The sequence below is a fragment of the Nonomuraea sp. PA05 genome (assembly GCF_008086045.1).
Taxonomy (GTDB): Bacteria; Actinomycetota; Actinomycetes; order Streptosporangiales; family Streptosporangiaceae; genus Nonomuraea; species Nonomuraea monospora.
Genome location: NZ_VSEY01000028.1, coordinates 107,737 through 133,341, shown reverse-complemented (window position 1 = coordinate 133,341; position 25,605 = coordinate 107,737). Strand labels below are relative to the sequence as shown.

The 25,605-nt window shown below is 71.5% G+C and carries 21 protein-coding genes; 12 read left to right on the top strand and 9 right to left on the bottom strand.

Features of this window, described 5'->3' with window-relative positions:
* The first annotated feature begins 71 nt into the window (after positions 1-71).
* Together FXF51_RS37600 and FXF51_RS37595 are read left to right on the top strand one after the other, a co-directional pair.
* On the top strand, positions 72-518 hold the full coding sequence (locus FXF51_RS37600; RefSeq protein ID WP_187414780.1) for an RNA polymerase sigma factor: 447 nt from the start codon (positions 72-74) through the stop codon (positions 516-518).
* A complete protein-coding gene (locus tag FXF51_RS37595) occupies positions 511-1,419 on the top strand; it encodes a hypothetical protein (protein ID WP_148439467.1) in 909 nt (302 codons plus the stop codon). The genes FXF51_RS37600 and FXF51_RS37595 overlap by 8 nt, the downstream gene beginning before the upstream one ends.
* 34 nt (positions 1,420-1,453) lie before the next feature.
* Here FXF51_RS37595 and FXF51_RS37590 read toward each other — a convergent pair whose 3' ends face one another.
* The 4 genes from FXF51_RS37590 to FXF51_RS63005 all read right to left on the bottom strand — a co-directional run bounded on the left by FXF51_RS37590 (position 1,454) and on the right by FXF51_RS63005 (position 7,323).
* Positions 1,454-2,416: a glycosyltransferase gene (locus FXF51_RS37590; RefSeq protein WP_148439466.1), complete on the bottom strand. Its 963-nt coding sequence runs from the start codon at positions 2,414-2,416 to the stop codon at positions 1,454-1,456.
* A 56-nt stretch (positions 2,417-2,472) separates the two neighbouring features.
* The gene (locus FXF51_RS37585; RefSeq protein WP_148439465.1) at positions 2,473-3,711 is read right to left on the bottom strand and encodes an acyltransferase family protein; all 1,239 of its coding nucleotides are present in this window, start codon (positions 3,709-3,711) and stop codon (positions 2,473-2,475) included.
* 174 nt (positions 3,712-3,885) lie between these two features.
* On the bottom strand, positions 3,886-5,544 hold the full coding sequence (locus tag FXF51_RS37580) for an LCP family protein (protein WP_148439464.1): 1,659 nt from the start codon (positions 5,542-5,544) through the stop codon (positions 3,886-3,888).
* A 138-nt stretch (positions 5,545-5,682) separates the two neighbouring features.
* Complete coding sequence (locus FXF51_RS63005; RefSeq protein ID WP_262380086.1) at positions 5,683-7,323, bottom strand: hypothetical protein; 1,641 nt, start codon at positions 7,321-7,323, stop codon at positions 5,683-5,685.
* A gap of 199 nt (positions 7,324-7,522) precedes the next feature.
* Here FXF51_RS63005 and FXF51_RS37565 point away from each other — a divergent pair, with 199 nt between their 5' ends.
* The 3 genes from FXF51_RS37565 to FXF51_RS37555 all read left to right on the top strand — a co-directional run bounded on the left by FXF51_RS37565 (position 7,523) and on the right by FXF51_RS37555 (position 11,688).
* Positions 7,523-9,586, top strand: coding sequence for a glycosyltransferase family 39 protein (locus FXF51_RS37565; protein ID WP_148439463.1), 2,064 nt, complete (start codon positions 7,523-7,525; stop codon positions 9,584-9,586).
* Between the two features lie 105 nt (positions 9,587-9,691).
* Positions 9,692-10,621, top strand: coding sequence for a glycosyltransferase family 2 protein (locus tag FXF51_RS37560; protein WP_187414779.1), 930 nt, complete (start codon positions 9,692-9,694; stop codon positions 10,619-10,621).
* A 2-nt stretch (positions 10,622-10,623) separates the two neighbouring features.
* Positions 10,624-11,688, top strand: coding sequence for a glycosyltransferase family 4 protein (locus tag FXF51_RS37555; protein WP_148439462.1), 1,065 nt, complete (start codon positions 10,624-10,626; stop codon positions 11,686-11,688).
* Here the strand turns inward: FXF51_RS37555 and FXF51_RS37550 are convergent.
* A complete protein-coding gene (locus FXF51_RS37550; protein ID WP_148439461.1) occupies positions 11,589-12,566 on the bottom strand; it encodes a YbhN family protein in 978 nt (325 codons plus the stop codon). The genes FXF51_RS37555 and FXF51_RS37550 overlap by 100 nt on opposite strands.
* 94 nt (positions 12,567-12,660) lie before the next feature.
* On the opposite strand from FXF51_RS37550, the gene FXF51_RS37545 reads away from it, so the two are divergent.
* From FXF51_RS37545 to FXF51_RS37515, 7 genes are all read left to right on the top strand, one after another.
* Positions 12,661-13,488, top strand: a complete 828-nt coding sequence (locus tag FXF51_RS37545) for a class I SAM-dependent methyltransferase (RefSeq protein WP_148439460.1) — start codon at positions 12,661-12,663, stop codon at positions 13,486-13,488.
* On the top strand, positions 13,482-14,384 hold the full coding sequence (locus tag FXF51_RS37540) for a flippase-like domain-containing protein (protein ID WP_262380085.1): 903 nt from the start codon (positions 13,482-13,484) through the stop codon (positions 14,382-14,384). Before FXF51_RS37545 ends, FXF51_RS37540 begins: the two co-directional genes overlap by 7 nt.
* A gap of 94 nt (positions 14,385-14,478) precedes the next feature.
* Positions 14,479-15,594: a glycosyltransferase family 4 protein gene (locus FXF51_RS37535; RefSeq protein WP_148439459.1), complete on the top strand. Its 1,116-nt coding sequence runs from the start codon at positions 14,479-14,481 to the stop codon at positions 15,592-15,594.
* Positions 15,595-15,614: 20 nt separating this feature from the next.
* On the top strand, positions 15,615-16,706 hold the full coding sequence (locus FXF51_RS37530; RefSeq protein ID WP_148439458.1) for a sugar phosphate nucleotidyltransferase: 1,092 nt from the start codon (positions 15,615-15,617) through the stop codon (positions 16,704-16,706).
* Positions 16,707-16,740: 34 nt separating this feature from the next.
* Complete coding sequence (locus FXF51_RS37525) at positions 16,741-17,634, top strand: DNA-3-methyladenine glycosylase family protein (protein ID WP_148439511.1); 894 nt, start codon at positions 16,741-16,743, stop codon at positions 17,632-17,634.
* Positions 17,635-17,683: 49 nt separating this feature from the next.
* Positions 17,684-20,230 (top strand): bifunctional FO biosynthesis protein CofGH, encoded by a 2,547-nt coding sequence (locus tag FXF51_RS37520; RefSeq protein WP_148439457.1) that lies wholly within the window; start codon positions 17,684-17,686, stop codon positions 20,228-20,230.
* 82 nt (positions 20,231-20,312) lie between these two features.
* On the top strand, positions 20,313-22,061 hold the full coding sequence (locus FXF51_RS37515) for a substrate-binding and VWA domain-containing protein (protein ID WP_262380083.1): 1,749 nt from the start codon (positions 20,313-20,315) through the stop codon (positions 22,059-22,061).
* A gap of 3 nt (positions 22,062-22,064) precedes the next feature.
* Here FXF51_RS37515 and FXF51_RS37510 read toward each other — a convergent pair whose 3' ends face one another.
* From FXF51_RS37510 to cofD, 4 genes are all read right to left on the bottom strand, one after another.
* On the bottom strand, positions 22,065-22,526 hold the full coding sequence (locus FXF51_RS37510; RefSeq protein WP_148439456.1) for a TspO/MBR family protein: 462 nt from the start codon (positions 22,524-22,526) through the stop codon (positions 22,065-22,067).
* A gap of 40 nt (positions 22,527-22,566) precedes the next feature.
* Complete coding sequence (locus FXF51_RS37505) at positions 22,567-23,304, bottom strand: lytic polysaccharide monooxygenase (protein ID WP_148439455.1); 738 nt, start codon at positions 23,302-23,304, stop codon at positions 22,567-22,569.
* Positions 23,305-23,382: 78 nt separating this feature from the next.
* The gene (locus FXF51_RS37500; RefSeq protein WP_411268416.1) at positions 23,383-24,657 is read right to left on the bottom strand and encodes a coenzyme F420-0:L-glutamate ligase; all 1,275 of its coding nucleotides are present in this window, start codon (positions 24,655-24,657) and stop codon (positions 23,383-23,385) included.
* Positions 24,650-25,591 (bottom strand): 2-phospho-L-lactate transferase, encoded by a 942-nt coding sequence (gene cofD / locus FXF51_RS37495; RefSeq protein ID WP_148439454.1) that lies wholly within the window; start codon positions 25,589-25,591, stop codon positions 24,650-24,652. The genes FXF51_RS37500 and cofD overlap by 8 nt, the downstream gene beginning before the upstream one ends.
* Positions 25,592-25,605 lie beyond the last annotated feature (14 nt).

Genomic DNA, 25,605 nt, shown 5'->3' with positions numbered 1-25,605 from the left:
ATTCCCGCCCCGGTCCCGTCTACGTGTGATGTGACAATGAACAGACCACGGGGGGCGCCATCATCGAGGACTTGTATCGCGAGCACTGGCCGCTCGTGTGCGGGTTCCTCCTGCGCAGGACCCGTGACCCCCACCTCGCGGAAGACCTGGCACAGGAGACGTTCGTCAAGGCGACCAGGGCCCTGCTGGGCTGGCGCGGCGAGAATCCGGCCGCGTGGCTGCTCACGATCGCGCGCAACGTGCTCGTCGACCACGTCCGCCGTTCGCGGCGCGAGCTGCCGCTGCCCGAGCCGGACGAGCTGGGCGCGCCCGGGTTCCACGTGGACTCCCTGGAGGTGCGCGACGCGCTCGCCCGGCTGCCCGAGCAGCACCGGAGGCTGCTCACGCTGGTCTACTTCGAGGGCTTCTCGCTCGTGGAGGTGGCCGCGATGACCGGCAGGAAGCACGCCTCGATCAAGACCGCGTTGTGGCGCGCCAGGAACGCCTTCGCCGAGACCTATGGAGTGCCCCATGAGTGATGACTTTCCGGAAATGCCGGACTTCGACCCCAAGCTGACCAGGAAGGCCGTCCGCAGGGGGCTGCTCAGGACGACCTCCAGCGTGCTGGCGGTGCTGCTGGCGCTCGCGCTGGTGGCCACGCTCGGTTCATCCCTCGTCCAGCAACGCGGTGACCGGGAACGGCGCATGATGGACGTGCTCGGCACCGCCTTCAAGCTCTACAACCCGGCCTACACCGTGACTGTGGGCGACTGCTGCGAGACCACCCCGTGGTCGATGTCGTTCCAAGCGAGCGCCTCCCCGCTGCGCGCAATCGGGGGCTTCTGGCCGACGGGGGGCGGGACCTACACCATCAGCCAGGACTTCTTCGGGCGCGTGGGCCGCCTGCCCCTGGGCAGCACCGCCGGCACCAGGCTCTCCATCTCCTTGTTCGACGTCGGTGGCACGCTGGCGCCCAAGGAGCAGGTCCGCAAGGTGCTGGCGAGACTGCCGGACGGGCTCAACGCGCTGGCGGTGGTGGAGTTCGCCGCGCCGCTCAAGGAGGCCGAGCTGAAGGGGTTCCTGGACCAGAACAGAACGTGCGCCGACAAGGTGGTCTACGAGCGCAGGACGGGTTCGCTGCCCATCACCTGGGGCGACATCACGTGGGATCGCGGCGAGTTCGCCGAGGGGAAGCAGGGCTGCGGGGTCGGGCTGGACAACTTCCGGACCTGGGTCGGCCTGCTGCGCGAGCACGACGACGCGAACCTGCGCAGGTTCGACCTGTCCCTGAACCGGCTGCGCAAGGCGGCGGGCGACGGCCTGGCCTACGCCTACGTGGACCAGCTCGCCTCGGTCGCGGAGCTGCGCAAGCTCATCGAGGACCCGCGCGTTCGCACCGTCCGGCTGGCCGATGTCACCTTCGACCTGGACCGCCCCTAGACCAGACGGCCGCGCGCGTGCCTGGTCATCCCGCCTAGACGGCCAGAGCGTGCCTGGTCACCCCGGCCCACGACTCGGCCCGCCGCACGAACGCGTCGGCGTGATCCGGCCAGTGGTGCCGCAGCCGCGCCTCCGCGTGCCCCTGGGCGCCGAGCCTGACCCGCCGCGCCACGTCCTCCTTCAGGTCCAGGACGGCGTTCAGCACCGCGTCCACGTCCAGCGGCACCACGAGCCCGCACCCGACGCCCTCGACCAGCGAGGCGCCCTGCGGGGTGGTGATCACCGGCAGCCCCCTGCCCATGTAGTCCATGATCTTGGTGGGCAGGGTCCTGACCGTGTCGTCGGCCAGCGACAGCCCGGCCAGCGCGCCCTCGGCCATGCGCAGGGCGTGCCGGTTGGGCACGTATCCGAACCAGTCGAGCAGGCCGACCCGCTGCGCGTCCCGCAGCAGCGGGCGCACGTCGCGGGCGGCGGCGCCGATGAGGTCCAGCCGGACGCCGTGCGGGACCAGGCGCTCGGCCAGCCCGATCAGCTCGGTCACGCCGCGGTCGGCCGCCAGCCGGCCGATGTGCACGACCCTGGTGTCGCCAGGAGGGGGAGGACTGGGTGACACCAGGGTCGCCTCGGGGACCACGGAGGGGGTGATCACCCGATGCCGCCTCGCGGCGCGGGACAGTTGCTTGGAAGTCGCCTCCTCGCGTACGTCCCAGACGACCGGAGGCCGCCGGTACGGCAGCGCCCGCAGCAGCCGGTGGTCGTGCACGATCAGCAGGTCCGCGTCCCGCACGCCGCGCCTGAGCGCGGCGCGCGCCCGGCTGTGGGACGCCTGGCGGGCCACGTCGATCGCGGTCAGCCCCATGGCGGGGGTCACGTTGAAGTAGGTGAAGGGCGCGACGTAGGTCACCTCGTGGCCCGCGTCGAGCAGCGCCCGGATCTGCCGGTGCATGATCCGGGCGTCCTCGGGATGATGGACGGTCGTGGCGACACAAGCGCGCATGTGTCGATGCTGAGCGGTTACCAGGTCAAAGGCGTTAATGCGGGTGGAACGGCTGCTTAACTTCGGGAGGGGCGCCGATAGAGCCAGGTCAGGCGGGGCTCCAGCACCCACTTGAACACCGTTCGGGTCTCCGGCAGGCACAGCACGATGGCCAGCGCGAAGCAGCTCGCGCTGATCGCCAGCACGCCCAGCGGCCCGTACAGCCACGGGACCGACAGCCAGCCCATCTCCTTGGCGATCAGCACCGGGATGCCGTGCAGCAGGTAGCAGTAGAGCGTGCGGGTGCCGAGGTCGGTGTACCAGGTCTCCTTCCTAGGCACCAGCGCGAGCACGGCGAGGCACATGGCCAGCGCGCAGACGAGCAGGCCGACGCGCATGCCGAGGCCCATGTACCAGGACAGGTTGAGGTCCTGGTAGCTGTTCTTGAAGTAGAACGGGCCCAGCTTCGCCCCCCTGGACGCGAGGAAGATCGCCACCGCTGCCGCGCCGAGGAGGATGCCCCCGGAGGCGATCTTGATCCAGCGCCGGTTGAGCATCTCGAAATGCTCGGGCTGCAGCACCAGGCCGATCACGAAGAACGGCAGCAGGCCGAAGAACCGGTCCATGCTGAAGTCGCCGGAGATCTGCGAGAACCCGGCGAACAGGTAGATCGCGATCGCCACCGGAACCGGGTACTTCATCCGCTTCCACACCGGTGTGGACAACCGCCAGAACAGCAGCGCCAGCAGGTACCAGTTGAGCCACGCCGGGTCGATGATCGTCAGACTCCACTTGCCGCCGAGTGCGGCGCGGAGCGCGGCGTAGCCCACCTCGACGATCACGTAGGGGACGAGGAAGGTGTCGACCAGCTTGTTGGTCTTCGCGTTGGAGTTCCAGAAGTTCCTGGACAGGTAGCCGCTGATCACCACGAACAGCGGCATGTGGAAGACGTAGATGAAGATGTAGGCCGCCCGCGCCGAGTCGGCGGCCAGCGTCGGCACCAGCGAGTGGCCGATCGGCACCAGCGCGATCAGGATGAACTTGACGTTGTCGAGGAACGGGTCGCGCCTGCGCTTGGCCGGCTCGGCGGCCGGTTGTGGCTGCGGCTGCTCCTGCCGCTTCTCTCCCGAGGCCGGCTTCGTGGCGACCGCCGCCTGCGGCGCGGTGCGCTCGCCGGGGGCGGCCCCGTGCGGGTCGGTGGACTCGCTCCAGAACGCCTCTTCCGGCAACGGCCAGCGGGCCCCCGTGTTGGCGGGCCCTTGCTCCTCGGGGCTGCGCTGGGGCGTGGCCGATGGGGAGGATCTGGTGTCAGACACAGAAGAAGTCGCTCAGCTTCGCTCGGGGCCGGGGAACCAGGACGACAACAGGATCGAAACCCTTGCGGAATTGCGTCGCGCTGCGTCGCCAACCCACGACAGACTATCCCGCCCTCGTGGGTCCTGTCTCTCGCAGTGGACCAGAATGCCCGGTTACACAGGGAACTTGGAGCCTCACGTGCACACGTTCTTCTGCTCCGACGCGGTGATCGAGTTGTTCTTCACGCTGTCGGGAAGCTCGGTGACCTTGACCGAGTCGAAGTCCTCGCCGACCACGAGCTGGATGATCGGCGTGCCCTTCGTGGCGCCGCCCGCCGTGGCCGTGCCCGTCGTGGACGTGTACGGCTGCACGTTGGACGCCTGCACCTTGCCCGAGGCGGCCTGGGGCTTGGGCAGCACCGCGGTGCCCAGCTTGACGGCGTGGTCGGTCGCCGTCTCCGTCTTGGTGTAGTGGATCTCGCTCTTGGGCAGGCTGGCCCCGCCGGGCGCGGTGTAGTTGCCCACCGAGACGACCTTGTAGCCCTCCTTGGCGAGCTGGTCGGCCACCTCGCGGGCCTTGCCGAAGGTCTTGGTGCCGTTGAGCACCTGGACGCGCACCTGCTGCGGCTTGACCGCGGCCTTGGGCTTGGCGCTCGTGCTGCTGGTCGGCTCGGGGGTGGCGACCTCGGTGTCGGTCCTGATCGCCTTGAACAGCTCGCCGGCGTCCGGCTCGGTCCAGACCACCCGGTTGGGGTCGTCGGGAGCCGCGCCCCAGGGCACGGTGATGAACTTGACGCCGTTGGCCGTCAGCGCCTTGGCGCTCATCGCGATCCTGATCAGCTCTTCGGTGTCGTTGGCCAGCTCGGGGTCCATCGTGACGGACTTGCCCGCGGCGGCGACGAAGTCGCGCAGCCGGCCCACGTCCGTGAGCAGCTCACTGCTGGTGGCCTTGGCCACGACCTTGCTCAGGAAGATCTGCTGGCGCTTGATGCGCTGGATGTCGCTGCCGTCGCCGTAGTGGCGCAGGCGCACGTAGCCGAGCGCCTTCTCGCCGTTGAGCAGGCTGGTGCCGGCCGGGAGCACCAGCTTGGACGACTTGTCGTTGACGGCCGTCTTCAGGCAGATCTCGATGCCGCCGAGGGCGTCGACGATGTTCTTGAAGCCGCTGAAGTCCACCTCGACGAAGTGGTTGACGCGGATGCCGGTGAGCGTCTCGATGGTGGAGATCGTGCAGGCGATGCCGCCCGAGTTGTACGCCGAGTTGATCATGTCCCGGCGGGCGGGCATCTCCTGCTTGGTGGTCTCGTTCTTGCACCGGGGTATCTGCACCATCGAGTCCCGAGGGAAGCTGATGAGCTGCGCCTTGTCCCGGTTGGGCGAGATGTGCATGAGGATGATCGTGTCGGTGCGCTTGCCGCCCGCGTCGGACTGCCGGGCCAGCGCCTGCCCGTACTTCGCGTTGCCCTGGCCCGCGCGCGTGTCGGAGCCGACGAGCAGCACGTTCAGCGCCCCTGTCTCCGGCGGGCGCGGGTTGATGATGTCTTCCTTGACGCTCTTCTGGTTGATGTTGCCGAAGGCGTCGCGGTAGGTGGTGTACGCGGTCAGCGCGCCCGCCACCATGACCGAGGTCAGGCCGATGCTGACCCACGCCAGCACGCGCATCCTGTTCTGGCCGCCCGGGCCGCCGCCTGAGCGGTGGCCGCGCGGCGGCCGGTCGTCAGGCGGGGGCGGCGCGGCGGCGGCCGCCTGACGGCGGGCCATCCGGCTGCCCGGTTGTGTGCTGCCCGGTTGTGTGACGGCGGTGCGGCGGTCATGCACGGAATCGGCGACCGGCACGCTCCTGTAGTCACTCATACGCCCCCTAGCCTCACTCCTTGCGCCGCCGGATTGGTCGCTCCGCGCCATGAGACTAGGTCACGTACGGCGTGCCCCGAGCCATGATCGTGGGGAACGACCGTGACCCGGACGTGATGTTTCCGCGGCAAAGCATACTCAGAGCCGGACATTGGGTGGAATATCATCGCCAAACTCTTTCGCCCTTTGATCGCCACCGGACTGTCGGAGCAGGTCAGGCCTGATGCTCTGGGCCGCCGCCAAACAAGCCAGGGGCACGGCCGGCAACACGTACCGGTAGTCGAACTCGGCGGCCGCGGCCGGTGTGATCAGCAGCACAATCGCCGCCGACCAGGGCACCAGCCACACCGGACCCGCCGCAGGACGCTCTCGCCTGCGCCTGCGGGCGACGGCCGCCACCGGTGGCACGAGCAAGATTCCCAGGAGCACCGGGCCGGGCAGTCGCACCATGCTCTGATAGGCCCGCAACCATCCGGCGAAGGGCTCCACGATCTCCGTGCCGATCGCACCCTGCTCGTAGAGCTTGGCATATTCGGCGCCCACCTGCGCGGGATAGCGGCCAGGAGGTCCGGGCTCGGTGACCGGAAACTGGTAATAGCCGTAGATCTCGGCGTCGGGATAGATCGGCCGGTCCCACGTGAACGAGCGGCCCAGCTCCTCCAGCACCGAGGCGGCGTAGTCGAGCGGCTGCGACGTGAGCGCCAGCATCGCGAACCTGGCCGCCAGGTCGTCGTTCTCCTTCGAGAACGTGATCCCCGGCAGCAGCACCAGCGGCGCGTCCTTGGCCCAGATGTACTCCTGCGAGGGCGGCCGCTGCTCCGGCGGGCGCGGATCGCACAGGATCCTCAGGTCGGGCGGCGGGTCCATCCTGTCGCAGTCGGCGAAGGACATCGTCCGGGCGTACAGGAAGACGCCGTTCGCGCCCACCAGGCCGACCCGCTGGTAGGTGACGTAGAACCAGGCGCCGTAGGCGACGATCGGCACCAGTGCGGCGGCCAGCAGCACGGCCGCCGGCCGGAACGCCGCTGCCCTGAACCCCGGTGCCCTGAACCCCGGTGCCCTGAACCCCGGTGCCCTGAACCGCACGCCGGCTCGTCTCGCCGGCGCGGTGCCCGGCTCGGCCCGGCCGTCGGTCGGCCTGGTCCTGCGGCGCGGCGAGTCCGGCGGCCACAGCCATCCCCGCAGCACGAACCAGGCCGCCAGCACCACGATCAGCGGCTGCCCGACCGTCCTGGTCAGCGTGGCGGCGGCCAGCAGCAGGCCGATCGCCGCGGCGGTCGCCGTCCGCCGCGTGGCGCACAGCGCCACGGCGGCCACCACCAGGAACATGAACAGCGTGTCCGAGACGAGCAGGTGCTCCAGCTCGATCTGGTACGCGTCCAGCAGCACCGGCACCGTCGCCAGCGTCGCCACCCACCTCGGAGCCCTGGGCGCGGCCCTGAGCACGGCACGGTAGACGAGCACGCCCGTGGCCAGGCCGAGCAGGTGCTGGGCCGCCGTCACCGCGCCGAACGCGTGCAGCGGCTCCAGCAGCTTCATGAACATCGAGTAACCGGCCGGGCGCACCAGGTCGGGGCGGGGTTTGAAGACCGTGACGATGTAGGTGTAGGAGTCGGGGAACCACAGGGCGGGGCGGTAGCCCAGCATGGCCAGCGCCCTCAGCGCGGTGCCCAGGGCCAGCACGACCAGGAACCAGCGGTGCCGACGCGCCCAGTGCGGCAGGCGCCGTCGGCCGCGGCCGGTCCTCGTGGGCTCGCCGTCGTGAGCCTCCGGCCTCACCGCATGTCCTCCCGCTTCTCCGGCACGTCCGTACGCTACCGGCGATCGCGCCCGAGCCGCGCACCCCGCCCCGCGCCCGCCCCACCCCGCGCCCGGGCCGCCCCGCGCCCGGCCCGCCTCGCGCCCAGGCCCGTCTCGCGTCCGCAGGGGTGGCGCGCGGGCGAGGGGTGGGCTCCGGGTTGGATACGCTCGCTCGACGATGGAACTCGATCGACCCGGCCGGGTGCTCACCACGCTCTCCGTGCTGCCCGCGCTGGCAGTGACGGGCTGGCTGCTGGCCGGGCTGCCGCTGCTCCTGCTCGGCCGGTTCGCCCCCCTGCCCGCCACGCTGCTGGGCGTCCCGTTGGCCGCGCTGCTGTGCTGGGCGGGCGCGCGAGGGCTGGGCGGCGGGCCGGCGGGCGACGCCTCACGGGCGGCCGTGAAGGGATCGCCGGGGGTCATCGGCGCCGTGAGGCGCGTACGGAAGAGCACCTGGCAGGTGGCAGGCGTCGCGGGCGTGGCGGTCGCGTCAGGCGCCTTCAACGCGATCATGCACAGCGAGCAGGTCGCCGTGAGACGCGACCCCGCCACCTACACCCAGTACGCCGCCTGGATCGCCACCCACGGCGGCCTGCCCATCCCCGTCCAGGCGGAGGCGTTCGGCGGGCCGGATCCCTCGCTGGTGTTCAAGAGCGTCGGCTTCTTCCCGGCGGACGGCGCGGTGGTGCCGCAGTTCATGCCGGGCCCGCCGATGTTGTTCGCGATCGGCCACTGGCTGGGCGCGCCCTACGTGGTGCCGGCCGTGCTGGGGGCGCTGGCGGTGCTCACGGTGGCCGGGGTGGTGGCGCGGCTGGCGGGGGCCAGGTGGGCGGTGCCGGGAGCGGTGGCGTTCGCGGTGAGCATGCCGATCCTGTACACCTCGCGCACCACGTTCAGCGAGATCCCGTCGCTGATCCTGCTGTTCGGCGGCCTGGCCCTGGCGCACGACGCGCTGGCCCGGCGGGAGCGGGGCAGGGCGCTGCTGGCCGGGCTGGTGTTCGGGCTGGCGGTGCTGGTCAGGGTGGACGGGCTGCGTGACGTGCTGCCGGTGCTGGCGTTCGCGGGGCTGCTGATCGGCATGCGGCGGTTGCGAAGGCCGGCGGGGGGGGGGGGGCTGCCGTTGCTGGCTGGGCTGGTGGCCGGGGCCGGGGTGGGGATGCTGGCGGCGTATCTGCTGGCTCGTCCTTACCTTTCTTATTTGTCCGCTTCGGTGCGGCCGTTGCTGTTCGTCTGCGCCGGGGTCCTCGTGCTCACCGCCGCCGGCACGGCCGTCGCCCCCGCCCTCGCCCGGATCCGGCTGCCGAAGTGGGCGCCGAGGACGGGCGCGGTGCTGGTCGTGCTGCTGATGGCGGCCCTGTACGCCCGCCCGTGGGTGCAGACCGTCACCCGGGTCCCCGCCAACCCCGACGACCGCCGCACGTTCGAGATGATCGAGCAGATCCAGCGCGCCAACGTCATGCCCGTGGACGGCACGCGGCTCTACTTCGAGAACTCCCTGCACTGGGTGACCTGGTACGTCGGCGCCCCCGCCGTCCTGCTGGCCACGATCGCCGCCGCCCTGCTCGTGCGCAGGCTGCTGCGTGACGGCTCGTCGTTCGAGTGGCTGCTGCCGCTGGCGGTCGTGGGCTGGACGACCGTCACCACGCTGCTGCGCCCCGAGATCACCCCGGACCATCCGTGGGCCGCCCGCCGCCTGGTCCCCATCGTGATCCCCGGCATGATCCTGCTCGCCACGTACGGCCTGGCCCGGCTGCGCCGCCTCACGGACCGGCACGGGCCGAAGGTGCTGAGGTGGGGCATGGCGCTGGCCGTGCTGCTCGTGCTCGCGCCCCCGGCCGTGACCTCTATCGGGACCGCGTTCACACCGGTCGAGCGGGGGGAGGCGGCGGCGGTCGAGGCGATGTGCGCGAGGATCCCGGCCAACGCCACGGTGCTGACCGTGGAGCGGGTCACGGGCGACCGGTTCGTGCAGGTCGTGCGGGGCATGTGCGGCAGACCGGCCGCGCAGGTGGCCCGTACCGAGGGCGACCTCGCGCCGCAGGATGAGGTGCGGCGGCTGGTCGAGCGGGTGCGCGCGGCGGGCCGGGTGCCGGTCGTGCTGGGGGCCGAGGACTGGCACGTCTCGCCGTACGGGGCGGCGTCGCAGGTCATGAAGCTGGTCACCCGCCAGGACGAGCGCTCGCTCACCGAGGCTCCGAACGGCACGTGGTCCCTGACGATGAACGTGTGGATGGCGGTCGCCTGACCGGCCCGCGATGAGCCAGACTGGTAGAAAGATCCGGGGAATCGGGAGCTCCCGCTGGCCCGATGTGGACTCGCCTCCCGGCTGGGCAGAGTACCCTCGACCCCCGTGAGCACGCTTGAGACCCCCAAGAGTGGAACTGCCGTGGATGAAGCGCCGTACGTCACGATCGTCCTGCCCTGCTACAACGAGCAGGATCACGTCATCGACGAGGTGGAGCGCATCACCAAGGCGATGGACTCGAGCGGCTACACCTACGAGCTGGTCGCCGTGGACGACTGCTCGACCGACGCGACCCTGGCCAAGCTGAGGGAGGCCGCGCCCCACTACCCGCACCTGCGCATCCGCGCCTTCCACCGCAACGGCGGCGCGGGCACCGTGCGGCGCATCGGCTCGCAGGAGGCCAGGGGCGAGATCGTCGTCTGGACCGACGCCGACATGTCCTACGCCAACGAGCGCATCCCTGAGCTGGTGCAGATCCTGGACAAGGACGCGGCCATCGACATGGTGGTCGGGGCGCGCACCAGCGAGGAGGGCTCGCACAAGCTGCTGCGCGTGCCGGCCAAGTTCGTGATCCGCAAGGTGGCCGAGATGCTGGCCGGGCAGAAGATCCCCGACCTCAACTCCGGCCTGCGGGCCTTCCGCAAGGCGGTGGCCAAGCCGTACCTACGGCTGCTGCCCCCGGGGTTCTCCTGCGTCACGACGATCACGCTGTCGTTCCTGTCGAACCAGCACGACGTCTACTACCTGCCGACCGAGTACGCCAAGCGGGCCGGCAAGTCGAAGTTCAGCTTCGTCTCCGACGCCTACCGCTACATCCTCCAGGTGCTGCGGATGATCATGTACTTCAACCCGCTCAAGGTGCTCATGCCGCCCGCGTTGTGGCTGGTCGCCATCGGGTTCGTGAAGGGTGTCTGGGACATGATCCAGCACCCGTTCTACTTCCCCGCCAACACCGTCATGATCTTCCTGTCGGGGCTGCTGATCGGGTCCGTCGCGTTGCTCGCCGACCTGATCGTGCGCTCCCGGGGAGAGTGACCTTGCGGATCGCGATCGTCGGCCCGACCTATCCGTACAAGGGGGGCGGGGCGCAGCACACCACCGAGCTGGCGCACCGCCTGTCGGCGCTCGGGCACGACGTGGTGATCGAGTCGTGGCGGGCGCAGTATCCGTCCTTCCTCTACCCGGGGCAGCAGACGATCTCCGCGCCCGAGGGCACGCCTTACCGGAAGACCGTGCGGCGGCTTGACTGGCGGCGGCCGGACGGATGGGTGGCGGCCGGGCGGCGGCTGCGGTCGGCCGACCTGGTCGTGCTGGCGGTGCTGAGCCCGGTGCAGGTGCCCGCCTACCTGGGCATCCTCGCCGGAATCGGGCGGAAGGCCAGGACGGTCGCGCTGTGCCACAACGTGCTGCCGCACGAGCGCAAGCCGTACGACGCGCCGCTGATGAAGGCCTTGCTCAGGCGGGTGGACGGGGTGCTGGCCCACTCAGAGCCGCAGGCCGCGCTGGCCAGGGAGCTGACGGCCAAGCCGGTCAGCGTGGCGGGGCTGCCGCCGCACCTGCCCTCGACCTCCGGTGACAGGGCTGCCGAGGCGGTGCACCGCAGGCTGCTGTTCTTCGGCATCGTGCGCCCGTACAAGGGGCTCGACCTGCTGCTGCGCGCGCTGCCCGAGGGCATCGGGCTGACCGTCGCGGGCGAGTTCTGGGGCGGGCTGGACGAGACGAAGGCGCTGATCGGCGAGCTGGGCATCGGCGACCGGGTGGAGCTGCGCCCCGGCTACGTCGCCGCCGAGGACGTGCCGAGGCTGTTCGCCGCGGCCGACGCGCTGGTGCTGCCCTACCGCAACGCCACGGCCAGCCAGAACGTGTGGCTGGCGCACGAGCACGGCGTGCCGGTGATCGCCACCCGCGTCGGCGCGCTGGCCGACCACGTCACCGACGGCGTGGACGGGCTGCTGGTCGAGCCGGGCGACGCGGGGGCCCTGCGCGCGGCCATCGAGCGCTTCTACGCCTCCGGCGAGCCGGAGAGGTTGCGGTCGGGGGTCAAGGCGGTCGATCCCGAGCCGTTCTGGTCGGCGTACGCGACGGCGCTGCTCGGCTCCTGAGCCGCGGTGACGGGCCGGCGGCCGAGCACGAACGAGATGCCCGCCGCCACCGCGTCGGCCAGCGTGAACGCCAGCCGCGACACGATCGCCACGGCGAGCGCGGCGGGCGTGCCGATGATCGGCCCGAGCACGAGCACCAGCGCGCCCTCCCTGATGCCGACCCCGGCAGGCACGACCACGGTCAGGATGCCGGTCGCCCAGGCGAACGCGTAGGCGCCCGTCGCCACCACGTACAGGTCGGGACGGCCGGCGATCAGCCAGATGTGCAGGCCGTACACGAGCCAGCCGAGCACCGTCCACGCCACCGCGACCACCACCGTGCGGCCCGGCAGCGCGCTCTCCAGCGGCTCCCTGCGCGCGATGCGCAGCGCCAGGTTGAGGCCCCAGGTGAGCACCTTGGGGTGCAGGCAGACGATGATCACCGGCACGAGCAGCACGAAGTACCAGGCCTGCCGCACCGCGTCCAGGGTGCCCAGCGTGGCGGCGGCGATCGAGATCGCCACCCCCAGGTTGATCACCAGCCCGAGTGAGATGGTCGCGAACGTGCGGCGCGGCGGGCTGCCGTGGTCGCGCCCGAGGTCCATCATCGCCGCGTACGCCCACACCGCGCCCGGGATGTACTTGCCGAGCTGCCCCACGAACATGATCCGCCCGGCGATCCGCACCGGCACCCGCGTGCCCAGCCCGGAAAGGATCTCCCGCCAGGCCAGCAACATGCAGAACTGGCCGACCAGGACGGCCACGAACGAGCCGAGCACCGCCCACGGCGACATCGCGGCCAGCGCGGTCGTCGTCTCGTCCCAGTTGGTGGCCAGCCCGTAGCCGAGGAAACCGAGGGCGACCAGGGCCAGGACGATGCGCAGCAGGCGGCGGAGCATTGGCTCAGGTTACGCGCGGTGCTCCGGCCAAATCCAGCAGCCGGAGCAGGCGATTGGCGTACGGGTCCGCACGGGGTCGGTACGGTGGGGAACCGTGGTGAAGCAACGGGTCGCGCAGCTCGAATACTCCGAGTTCCAGTCCGCCATGCTCGACGAGGAGAAGCGCAGGCGGAAGGCCGCGAAGATCATCGCGGTGCTGGAGCACTTCAACGGGCCCCTCGGCGGGCTGACCGTCGGCGACGTGGGCTGCTCGGCCGGGTTCATCGCCGACGAGCTGGCGCAGGCCGGGGCGAAGCACACGCTCGGCATCGACATCGACGTGCCGGGGCTGCGCAAGGCGGCCGATCGGTTCGGCGAGCGGGTGGCGTTCGTCTGCGGCGACGGCACGGCGCTGCCGTTCCCCGACGGCTCGATCGACGTGCTGGTGTTCAACCACATCTACGAGCACGTGGTGGACCCCGACGCGGTGGTGGCGGAGATGCACCGGGTGCTGTCCGACTCGGGGGTGCTCTACCTCGGGCTGGGCAACCGGCTCGGGGTGATGGAGCCGCACTACAAGCTGCCGTTCCTGTCGTACCTGCCGCCGGCGCTGGCCGATCGTTACGTGCGCGCGTCCGGGCGGGCGGACCACTACTACGAGCGGTTCAGGACGCGGCGCGGGCTGCGCAGGATGCTGCGCGCCTTCCACGTGTGGGACTACACGTTCCCCGTGCTGGCCACGCCGACCCGGTTCGCGGGCGGCGAGCTGTTCCCCGGGGCGCTGGGGAAGGTGGTCAGGGCCGTGCTGTCGCACATGCCGCGCCCGGTGCTGCGGCTGCTGCTGCCGGTCGTGCCGACGTACCTGTGGGTGGCCACCAAGACGCCGCGCCGCCCGGCCGGGCCGCGGTTGCCGCAGCCGCCCGAGCGGGTGCGCCCGTGGTGAAGGCTCCCGTGGAACCGGTGCCGCGGCGGCGTTCGGCGGCTCGCCGTCTGGTCAGGTACGGCTTTCTGGCGGTCGCGCTCGCCTTCGGCGTCTGGGCGGTGGCCGGGCAGTGGGACGCGGTGGTGGCCGGGTTCGCCAGGCTGTCGTGGGCCGCGCTGGCGGGCTCGCTGGTCGCGGTGGTCGCGGCGCTGCTCGGAGCCATGCTCACCTGGCGCACCCTGCTGGCCGACCTCGGCTCGCCGCTGCCCGCCCGCCCGGCGGCCAAGGTCTTCTTCGTGGGCCAGCTCGGCAAGTACATCCCGGGCGCCGTCTGGCCCGTGCTCGCGCAGATGGAGATGGGCCGCGACCTGGGCGTGCCGCGCTCGCGCAGCGCGGCGGCGTTCTTCCTGATGATGCCGATCCAACTCGCCACCGGCCTGCTGGTGACGCTGGTCACGCTGGGCTGGGACCGGTACGGCTGGCTGCTGCTGTTCATCCCGCTGCTGCTCGTCCTGCTCGAACCGAAGGTCATCAACGCCGTCATCGGGTACGCCCTGCGCCGCCTCAGGCGCGACCCCCTCGAACGCCCTCTGACCAGGCGCGGCATGCTGACCGCGCTCGGCTGGGCGCTGACCGGCTGGCTCGCCTACGGCGTGCACCTGTACTTCGTCGCCCCCCAGGGCGGCCTGCTCTTCGCCGTCGGGGCGTTCGCGCTGTCGTGGTGCCTGGGCATCCTGACGTTCGTGATCCCGGCGGGTGCGGGGGTCAGGGAGGTTGCCATGGTTGCGGTCCTGGCACCCCATCTGGAGTCCGGTGCCGCAATTGCGGTGGCTCTTTCATCCCGCATTGTCATCATCGTGGGCGATCTGATCTGCGCGGGCCTGGCGGGAATTGCGGCGCGTCGCGACTCGGTGTGATTTGGCCCACGATTTAGGGGAGGCTGGTCATAAGCTGAACTTCAGAGGGGGACGCCCGGTCCCACGTTGATCTTGAGGGGAGAAGATCTTCGTAATGCCTCGAGTGCTCGTCGATGCGGCGGCGGTTCCCGCGGACCGCGGCGCGTTGATCAGATACGTGGACGGGCTCGTGGCCGCGCTCGATCGGGCCGGCGCGAATCTGTCGGTGGTCTGCCAGCGTGCCGAAGCGGAGCGATACCGGCGCCTCGCGCCTTCGGCCCAGATACTTCCCGGGCCCGTAGCGATCACCAACAGGGCCGCCAGGCTGGCGTGGGAGCAGACAGGGCTCCCGTTACTCGCCCGCCGGGCCGGCGCCGACGTGATCCACGCCCCCTACTACTCCATCCCGCTCGGATCGGGCCTGCCGACCGTCGTGACCGTGCACGACGCCACCTGGTTCACCGAGCCCGACGACCACAGCCCGCGTGCCGCGTTCTTCCGCTCGGCCACGCGCACCGCCGTCCGCCACGCCAAGCGGGTGATCGTGCCGTCCAAGGCGACGCGCGACGAGCTGGTCCGCGTGCTGGAGGCCGACCCCACCCGCATCGACGTCGCCTACCACGGCGTCGACCTGGCGCACTTCCATCCGCCGACCGAGGAGGAGATCCGCCGCGCGGCCATGCGGTGCGGGCTGCACGGCCAGCCGTACGTGGCCTTCCTCGGCGCCCTCGACCCCCGCAAGAACGTGCCCAACCTCATCCGTGGCTTCGCCGCCGCCGTGAAGCGGCTGGACAAGCCGCCGGCGCTGGTGCTCGGCGGCGGCGTGCACGAGGACGACGTGGACGCGGCCTGTCGCGAGGTCGAGGCCACCGTGCGGGTCATCAGGCCCGGCTACCTGCGCGCGCCCGACCTGCCCGGGTTCCTGGGCGGGGCGCTGGTGGTGGCCTTCCCCTCGCGTGGCGAGGGGTTCGGGCTGCCGGTGCTGGAGGCCATGGCCTGCGGCGCCCCCGTACTGACCACCCACCGCACGTCGCTGCCCGAGGTGGGCGGCGACGCGGTGGCCTACACTGAGCCGGACGTCGGCAGCATCGCCGAGGCGCTGGGGCACCTGCTGGCCTCTCCCGAGCGCAGGAACCAGTTGCAGGAGGCGGGGCCGGCCAGAGCCCGCGAATTCACGTGGGACGCTTCGGCGGAGGCCCATCTCAGCTCCTATCAACGCGCGATCGAATAGTTCGGTAACCTCACGGAGTGATGGAGAGCTCTTTGCCAGACCTCGAGGCGATCCTCCTGGTCGGGGGGCAGGGCACGCGCCTGCGTCCGCTGACACTGGGCACGCCCAAGCCGCTGCTGCAGACCGCCGGGGTGCCGTTCCTGGCACACCAACTGGCGCGCGCCCGATCTTTCGGCGTACGCCGCATCGTGTTCGCCACCTCCTACAAGGCGTCCATGTTCGAGCCTGCCTTCGGCGACGGGGCGGCGTTCGGGCTCTCACTCGAATACATGACCGAGGAGACACCGCTGGGCACCGGCGGCGCCATCCGCAACGCCGCCGAGGCGCTGACGGCCGGCCCCGACGACCCGGTGCTGATCCTCAACGGCGACATCCTGTCCGGCCACGACATCGGCGAACAGGTGCGCGCGCACCGTGAGCGGCAGGCCGCTGTAACGCTCCATTTGACGGAGGTCGACGATCCTTCGCGGTTCGGCTGCGTGCCGACCGACGAGGCGGGGCGCGTGACGGCGTTCCTGGAGAAGACCCCCAACCCCGTCACGAACCGGATCAACGCCGGCTGCTACGTCTTCACCCGGTCGGTGATCGACTCGATCCCGCGCGACGAGGTCGTGTCGGTCGAGCGGGAGACGTTCCCGGGGCTGATCGAGTCCGGCGAGCTGGTGCTGGGGTATGCCGACCGCACCTACTGGCTCGACGTCGGCACGCCGACCGCGTACGTGCAGGGCTCCCGCGACCTGGTGCTGGGCCGGCTGGCCTCGCCCGCGCTGCCGGGGCCCACGGGCGAGTTCCTGCGGCTCGAAGGGGCCCGCATCTCGCCTGAGGCGAAGGTCCGGGGCGGCACGGCCGTCGGCGCGCGGGCCGTCGTCGAGGCGGGCGCCTCGGTGGTCGGCTCCGTGCTCAGCGACGACTGCGTGGTAGAGGCGGGCGCCTCGGTGACCGACTCCGTGGTGGGTCAGGGCGCGCGGGTCTGCTCCGGCACGGTGGTGCGCGACGCGGTGATCGGCGACGGCGCCATCGTGGGGCCGGGCAACGAGCTGCAGAACGGCGTACGCGTCTGGCCGGGCATCGAGCTGCCCGAGCGGGCGCTGCGTTACTCCAGCGACGTCTGACCCAGCCCTGCGGGGCGGGCAGACTGTACAGGTGATGGAGCGCAGGTGGGAGCCCGACGGGCCGCTGGACGTGGGGCTGGCGTTGCAGCCCCACAAGCGCGGCGGCGGCGACCCTGCCTGGCGCCGGACCCCTGACGGCGCCGTGTGGCGTACGTCGAGGACCCCCGACGGGCCCTGCACGCTCAGGGTGAGCGTGCGGGCGGGCGCCGTGCACGGCCAGGCGTGGGGGCCGGGGGCCGGCTGGGCACTGGAGACGATGCCGGCGCTGGTGGGCGCCGAGGACGACCTGGCGGGGTTCAGCGTCAGGCACGAGGTGCTGGCCGACGTCGTCAGGAGGCATCCCGGGCTGCGCATCGGGCGCACGGGGCGGGTGATGGAGGCCCTCGTGCCCGCCGTGCTGGAGCAGAAGGTGGTCGGGCAGGAGGCGTGGCGGGCCTGGCGGTGGCTGCTCGGCCGGTACGGCGAGCCCGCGCCCGGCCCGGCGCCCGAGGGCATGCGGGTGGTGCCGGAGCCTGAGGTGTGGCGGCAGATCCCGTCCTGGCACTGGCACCGGGCGGGCGCCGAGGCCGTGCGCGCCCGCACGATCGCCACCGCCGCCTGGCACGCCGCCAAGCTGGAGGCCGCCGCCACCACGCAGGAGCTCGACCGGCTGCTGCGCGCGCTGCCGGGGGTCGGCGTGTGGACGTCGGCCGAGGTGCGGCAGCGGGCGTTCGGCGACCCCGACGCGGTCAGCGTGGGCGACTTCCACCTGGCCAAGCTCGTCGGCTACGCGCTGACGGGGGAGAAGACCGACGATCCCGGCATGATGCGGCTGCTGGAGCCGTACACCGGGCATCGGCACCGCGCCACGGTGCTGGTGTGGCTGAGCGGCCTGCGCCCGCCGGCCAGGGGGCCGAGGATGGCCGCGCGCGACTACCGGGCGTTCTGAGCGCGCCCTGGGTGCGTACGGCGAACTCAGCCCGTCGTACTGTGCCTCTATGAGTTCTGACTCCGCGCTCCGCCGCGCCCTCGCCCGAGCCAGGGACGGCAAGACGCTCGATGTGACCGAGGCGACCGTGCTCCTGCACGCCAGGGACGAGCACCTCGACACGCTCCTCGAACACGCCTCCCGCGTGCGCGACGCCGGTCTGCGGGCCGCCGGTCGCGAGGGGATCATCACCTACAGCAGGAAGGTTTTCATCCCGTTGACCCGGCTGTGCCGGGACCGGTGTGGTTATTGCACGTTCGCGACGGCGCCGCACAAGCTGGAGGCGCCGTTCCTGAGCCCCGACGAGGTGCTGGAGATCGCCCGGCAGGGGGCGGCGATGGGGTGCAAGGAGGCGCTGTTCACGCTGGGGGACCGGCCGGAGGACCGCTGGCACCAGGCCAGGGAGTGGCTCGACGCGCACGGCTATGACGACACGTTGTCCTACGTGCGCGCGATGGCGATCAGAGTGCTGGAGGAGACCGGGCTGTTGCCGCACCTGAACCCGGGGGTGCTGAGCTGGCGGGACTTCCAGCGGCTCAAGCCGGTCGCGCCGTCCATGGGGATGATGCTGGAGACGACGTCGCGGCGGTTGTTCGAGGAGAAGGGCCAGCCGCACTACGGCTCGCCCGACAAGGACCCGGCCGTGCGGCTGCGCGTGCTGGAGGACGCAGGCCGCACGAACGTGCCGTTCACCACGGGCATCCTGATCGGCATCGGCGAGACCGTCGAGGACCGGGCCGAGTCGATCTTTGCGATCCGCAGGGTGGCCAGGGAGTACGGCGGCATCCAGGAAGTGATCGTGCAGAACTTCCGCGCCAAGCCCGACACCGCCATGCGCGGCCTGCCGGACGCCGACCTCCAGGAGTTGGCCGCCACGATCGCGGTGGCCCGCCTGGTGCTCGGCCCCCGCGTACGCCTCCAGGCGCCGCCCAACCTGGTCGACGCCGAGTACGAGCTGATGATCAGGGCCGGGATCGACGACTGGGGCGGCGTGTCGCCGCTCACCCCCGACCACGTCAACCCGGAGCGGCCGTGGCCGCAGATCGACGACCTCGCCGCCCGCACGGGTGAGGCCGGGTTCCTGCTCAGGGAACGGCTGACGATCTACCCCGAGTACGTGCAGGCCGGGGAGCCCTGGCTCGACCCCCGCCTGATCGGCCACGTCTCCGCCCTGGCCGACCCGGCCACCGGCCTGGCCCGCGAGGACGCCGCGCTGGAAGGCCGCCCCTGGCAGGAGCCCGACGGCGGGTTCGCCGCGTCCGGACGCGTCGACCTGCACGTCGAGGTGGACACCACGGGCCGCACGAACGACCGCCGCGACGACTTCGACCACGTCTACGGTGACTGGGACGCCCTGCGCGAGCGCCTTGGCAGCACGGTCGCCGCCACCCCCAGCGACGTGCGGCAGGCGCTGAAGCGGGCCGAGGCCGACCCCGCGGGGCTGACGGACGCCGAGGCCGTGGCGCTGCTCGGCGCGGAGGGTGAGGCGCTGGACGAGCTGGCCGCCATCGCCGACGCGCTGCGCAGGGAGGCGGCGGGCGACGACGTCACCTACGTGGTCAACCGGAACATCAACTTCACCAACGTCTGCTACACCGGCTGCCGCTTCTGCGCCTTCGCCCAGCGCAGGACGGACGCGGACGCGTACACGCTGAGCATGGACCAGGTCGCCGACCGGGCCGAGGAGGCGTGGGCGGCCGGCGCGACCGAGGTGTGCATGCAGGGCGGCATCCACCCCGACCTGCCCGGCACCGCCTACTTCGACATCGCCAGGGCCGTGAAGGCCAGGACGCCGGGCATGCACGTGCACGCGTTCTCCCCGATGGAGGTCATCAACGGCGCGTCGCGGATGAACCTGTCGATCCGCGACTGGCTGGAGGCCGCCAAGGAGGCGGGCGTGGACTCGCTGCCCGGCACGGCGGCCGAGATCCTCGACGACGACGTGCGCTGGGTGCTGACCAAGGGCAAGCTGCCGGCCAAGGAGTGGATCGAGGTCATCAGCACCGCGCACCGGGTCGGCATCCCCACCACCTCGACCATGATGTACGGGCACGTGGACAACCACCTGCACTGGGTCAGGCACATCAAGCTGATCAGGAAGCTGCAGGAGGAGACGGGCGGCTTCTCCGAGTTCGTGCTGCTGCCCTTCGTGCACACCAGCGCCCCGATCTACCTGGCGGGCGTGGCCAGGCCGGGCCCGACCGCGCAGGAGAACCGCGCCGTGCACGCCCTGGCCAGGATCCTCCTGCACGGCGCGATCAGGAACATCCAGTGCTCCTGGGTCAAGCTCCAGGACGACCTGTGCCGCCAGGTGCTCCAGGGCGGGGTCAACGACCTCGGCGGCACGCTGATGGAGGAGACGATCAGCCGGATGGCCGGGTCGGAGAACGGCTCGTACAAGACGATCAGCGAGCTGCGCGCGATGGTCGAGGTCACCGGCCGGCCGGTGCGGCAGCGCACCACCGAGTACGGCGTCCCTGACGCGGAGCGGCTGGCGGCCTCGGCGGCCAGCGACGGCGTCTGCCAGAGCGTCAGAAGGGTCCTGCCGCTGGCCTAGTTGTAACATGTTCTAACAAGCACTTGCGCCCGCCCTGTGAGGCGCTGGGAGAATCGTTCCTCCCCGTGGAGAGAGGTTCACCGTGCGGTTGGGTCGGCACCGCGCCGCGTTAGCCCCCGAGCAGCGACGCAGGAAGGCGTTACAGCGCGGCATGCTGGCAGGGCTGACGGCCGTGGCCATCGTCGCGGCCGGCCTCGTCGTGATCTTCGGGGGCGGCGGGGTGCTGTGCAGCACACGAGAGCCTGTTCTGGTCAACGTGGCCGCCGCGGTGGACGTGGCTCCGGCGGTCATGGAGGCGGCGGGCCGGTTCAACGAGACGAAGACGGCCGTGGGCGGCCGGTGCGTGCTGGTCCAGGTGACCGAGCAGCCGCCGGCCACGGTCCTGCGCACGCTGATCGGCGACCGGGCGGGCGTGCTGGCCGAACGGCCCGACGGCTGGATCGCCGACTCCTCCGCCTGGATCAGGCTGGCCCGCCAGCAGGGGGCCAGCTCGCTGCCGGCGGGGGAGAGCGTGGTGGCGACCTCGCCGCTGGTGTTCGCCACCCGGTCGTCGCTGGCCCAGCGCTTCTCCGTGGGCAGGACCGAGATGAACTGGCGGATGGTCTTCCCCTCGACCGTGCGCGGGCGGCTGACGCCCAACGCCGACGAGCCGGACGTCGTCCGGGTGCCCGACCCCTCCCTGGCCGGGGCGGGCATCGCCACCGTGGCCGCCGCCAGGGACGTCGTCGGCACCGGCCCCGACGCCGACAAGGCGCTGACCGCGTTCGTGCGCTGGGCGCAGGCCGGGTCGGCGCCCGACTACCGCAGCATGCTGGCGGCCGTGGACGATCACACGTTCTGGCAGCGCCCGGTCGTCATCGTGCCTGAGCAGTCGGTGTGGAACCACAACCTGCGGCCCTCCTCCGACCCCGTCGTGGCCCTGCACCCGCGCGAGGGCACGATCAACCTCGACTACCCGTACGTCGTCACCGCCGCCGACCCCGACGTCGCCGAGGCCTCCACCGTCTTCGCCGACTGGCTGAGGGGCGCGCAGGCGCAGGAGATCGTGCGGCGGGCCGGCTTCCGCTCGGGCGACGGCACCCAGGGGCCCCTCTCGCCGGGGCCGCAGATCCCCTCCGCCACGCCGAAGACCAGGTCGTCGGTGTCGCCGCAGGACATCGACGAGGCGCTGCGGGCCTGGAGCCGGCTCGCCCCGCCGACCAACATCCTCGTCCTGGCCGACACCTCCAAGCACATGGCCGAGCCGCTCAACGGCCGGACCAGGGTCAGCGTGGCGCTCGACGCGGCCAAGATCGGGCTGCAGCTCTTCCCCGACTCCACCCACATGGGGCTGTGGGAGTTCGCCGACAAGGTGGGCGGCATCAGGAACCATCGCCAGCACGTCGGTCTCGGGCCCATCAACGAGCCCGAGACCGGGCAGGTCATCCGCCGCAGCCGGCTGGACCAGCTCACCAGCACCATCGCCGCCCACCCCAAGCGGGACAGCTCGCTGTACGACTCGATACTCAGCGGGTTCCGCACGATGAGCAGCGGCTACCGCGAGGAGATGAACAACGCGCTGCTGGTGATCACGGCGGGGCGGGACGACGGCAAGGGCACCGGCCTGGCTCAGGTCCTCGACCGGCTGAAGCGGGAGTGGAACCCGGACCGGCCGGTGCAGATCATCGTGATCGCGTTCGGCAAGGGGGTCGATCGGGCCAGCCTGACCCAGATCACCTCCGTCACCAACGGGTCCCTGCACGAGGCGGAGGAGCCCGGGGAGATCATCGACGTCTTCCTGGCGGCCCTGGCGCGGCGCCTGTGCCACCCGACCTGCAAGCCGACCGCCTAGGGCTCAACGGTTACGGCGGGCGATGGAGGCGTTGAGGGCGGTGGCGAACGCCGTCCACGCCGCGTAGGGCAGCAGGAGCAGCCCGGCCGTGCGGTCGGCGCACAGGGCCCGGCGGATCAGCACCACGTTGGACGCGTTGAGCAGCACGAGCTCCGCCAGGGCCAGACGCGGGGCTCTGGCGCGGAAGAACAGGGCGGGCCAGGCGGCGTTCAGCACCAGGTTGCCGGCCAGGGCGCGGGCCACGGCGTCGCGCTCCGCGCCGGGCTCCTGGTTCAGCGCGCGGGCTCCGCCGTACGCGATGAGCCCGTACAAGGGGGTCCACACCAGGGGGAACGCCTGCGAAGGGGGCTGCCAGGAGGGCTTGCGCAGCCGCTTGTACCAGGTCGTTCCCGGGGCGGTGGCCAGCGAGCCGGTCAGGGCGGCGGCGCCGGTCGCGAGCGCGGTGGCGAGCAGGGTCTTGTTCATGGCACGTGCCCCTGCCCGCCCCGCGGCGCTTTTATCGGTGTTACACGCGTGCCCAGAGGGCCGGCACGTTCGGCGGCTCCCAGCCCGCGAGCGCGGTGTGGGCCTGGAGGCACCGGTAGGTGGCGCCGTTGTAGGTGACGGTGTTGCCGGTGGCGTACGCCGTGCCGGCCTTCCACGTGCCGGAAGGCGTGGTCGTCGTCGGGGTCGGCGTCGGGGTGGGAGTGGGCGTGACGGTCGGGGTGGGCGTCGGGGTCGGGTTCCCGCCGCCGCCGCCGATGTTCAGGTCGATGCAGGAGTAGAAGGCGTTGGTGGTGTCGGAGATGTTCCAGATGGCCAGGACCTTTTGCCGGCCCGAGTAGCCGGAGAAGTTGACCGTGTGCGAGATCGTCGCCGGGGGCTGCTGGCCGTTGCCGGCGAAGCTCTTCACCAGGGTGTTGCCGATGTAGTACTCGTAGCTGGCCGTGGCGTGCCGGGCGGTGAACGTCCAGGTGAAGGTCACCGAGGTGCCGACGGAGGCGACGGGCCAGGCCTTGCTCTCGTCGCTGAGCTGGGCGAACTGGCCGAGGTTGGCGTGACAGCTACGCAGGCCCTTCGGGCCTTCCACGCTCTGCGGCTCGTAGATGATGTTGCCGCAGCCGGAGACCTTGCCCTGCGCGCAGTTGGCCTGGCGGGAGGGCGGTGTGAGCACGTAGCCGTGGGCGAACGCCGGGGTGGTGTTGAACACCGTGGTGGCGACCGCGATCACCACCACGGCGACTAACGTGAGGGTCCTTCTCATGAAGTGCTCCTTCACATGGGGGGTTGGCCCCAATGTAAAGGAAAGTTTCCTAACGGTAAACGCCTCGCTGACCGCCTGTCAGCGCGTGACGATGAAGTCGGCGGGATCGCGGGGCGCCCTGTCGCGCGGCGGCGCGGCGGCATGGCCCACGGCCACGCAGCCCATCGGATCCCACGACTCGGGCAGGTCGAGCACCTCGCGGACGACCGGGCGGCAGAACATCGTGGAGGACACCCACGCCGAGCCGAGCCCCTCGACGGCGAGCTGGATCAGGAAGTTCTCCACCCCGGCGCCGGTCGCCACGATGAACATCTCCCGCTCCGAGGCGTTGCGCCGGTCGTCCCTGTAGGTGTGCGAGCCCTCCATGACCAGGCACGGCACCACCAGGTAGGGGGCGTTGCGCAGCACGTCGCCGCGCCTGACCCGCTTGGCGATCGACTCCTCGGAGAAGCCGTCGCCGCGCAGGTCCTCGATCCACGCCTCGCGCATGGCGTCGAGCAGCTTCGTCCTGACCTCCGGCGTCTCCAGCAGCACGAACCGCCACGGCGTCGTGTGGTGCGGCGCGGGCGCCGCGATGCCCGCCGCGACCGCCCTGCGCACCGCCTCGGGATCGACGGGCCGCTCGGCGAACTCCCTGATCGTCCGGCGGGCGAACACCACGTCACGCGACCCGTAACGGAACAGGTCCTCGTCGGCGCCCCGCACCAGCGGCCGGACCCCCGGCCCGTCGTCGTCGGTCACCAGGTGGGCCAGCCCGCGCACGATCGCCACCGGCACCCCGGCGAGCTTGCCCTTGACCAGCTCGGCGGCGCTCGCGATCTCGTCGGCCAGGGCCGTGACCGTGGCGCTGAGCTGGTTGCCGTAGGAGTCGGAGGCGCCGCGGAAGTCGTCGAGCGGCTGCACGCCGGCCGCGCCGATGGCCACGTCGGTCAGCCCGTTGCGCCACGGCCGCCCGAACGTGTCGGACACGATCACCCCGACGCGCCCGCTTAGGCCCGCCCTGATGCGCCTGGCGGAGGCGTCGGAGTCGTCCGGCAGGAGCAGCACGGTGCCCGGCTCGGTGTTGGAGGCGTCGACCCCGGCGGCGGCCATCACGAAGCCGTGCCTGGTCTGGGAGATCACCGTCTCGCCGCGCCTGGCGACCACCCGCTCGGTCTCCTCCATGATGGCCGCCGTGCGGTCGGGCGCCTGGCGCACCCGGCCCTCGGCCTTGCTCACGATCTTGGAGGTGATCACCACGATGTCGCCGTCGCGCAGGTCGGCGCCCGCCAGCAGCGCCGCCACGTCGTCGCCCGGCCGGACCTCGCCGAGGCCGGTCACGGGGATCACCTCGACCCGTGTCACATCACTCACCGGAAAGCTCCTGGGCCAGGTCGAGGGTCGTGCGGGCGATGTCGGCCGCGGCCTGCGCGTCGTGCATGAGGATAGGACGGGCGAGCACGCGCACGCCGCCGAGCGACACCCCGGAGTCCTCCTCGGCGACCAGCCAGCCGTCGATCAGCTCCGAGCCGTACAGCTCCAGCACGGCCTGCGCGGTCGTCTCCACCCCGATGGCGGTCAGGCAGGCGTCGGCCATGCCCCGCACCGGAGCGCCCCCGATGATCGGCGAGACGCCCACCACGGTCTTCGGCGACAGCGCCTCGCGGATGCCCGGGACCTGGAGGATCGTGCCGATGCTCACCACGGGGTTGGACGGCGGCAGGATCACCACGTCGGCCTGCTCGATCGCCTCCAGCACGCCGGGGGCGGGCTTCGCGGAGTCGACCCCGACCAGGGCGAACGACTGGGCGGGCACCGAGGCGCGCAGCCGTACCCACCACTCCTGGAAGTGGACGGCGCGCTTGCCGCGCTCGTCCTCGATCACGACGTGCGTCTCGCAGCGGTCGTCGCTCATCGGCAGCAGCCGCACGCCCGGCTGCCAGCGCGCGCAGAGCGCCTGCGTGATCTGCGAGAGCGGGTAACCGGCCTCCAGCATCTGGGAGCGGACGATGTGGGTGGCGAAGTCGCGGTCGCCGAGCCCGAACCACTGCGGCTCGACGCCGTACGCGGCCAGCTCCTCCTTGACGACGTGGCTCTCCTTGGCCCGGCCCCAGCCCTGCTCCTCGTCGATGCCGTTGCCCAGGGTGTACATCACGGTGTCGAGGTCGGGGCAGACCCGCAGGCCGAACAGGGTGATGTCGTCGCCCGTGTTGCCGATGACGGTGATCGAGGCGTCGGGTGCGGCGGCCCGCAGCCCGCGGAGGAAACGGGCGCCGCCGATGCCGCCGGCTAGTGACACGATGTGCATGCGGCCCAGTCTTC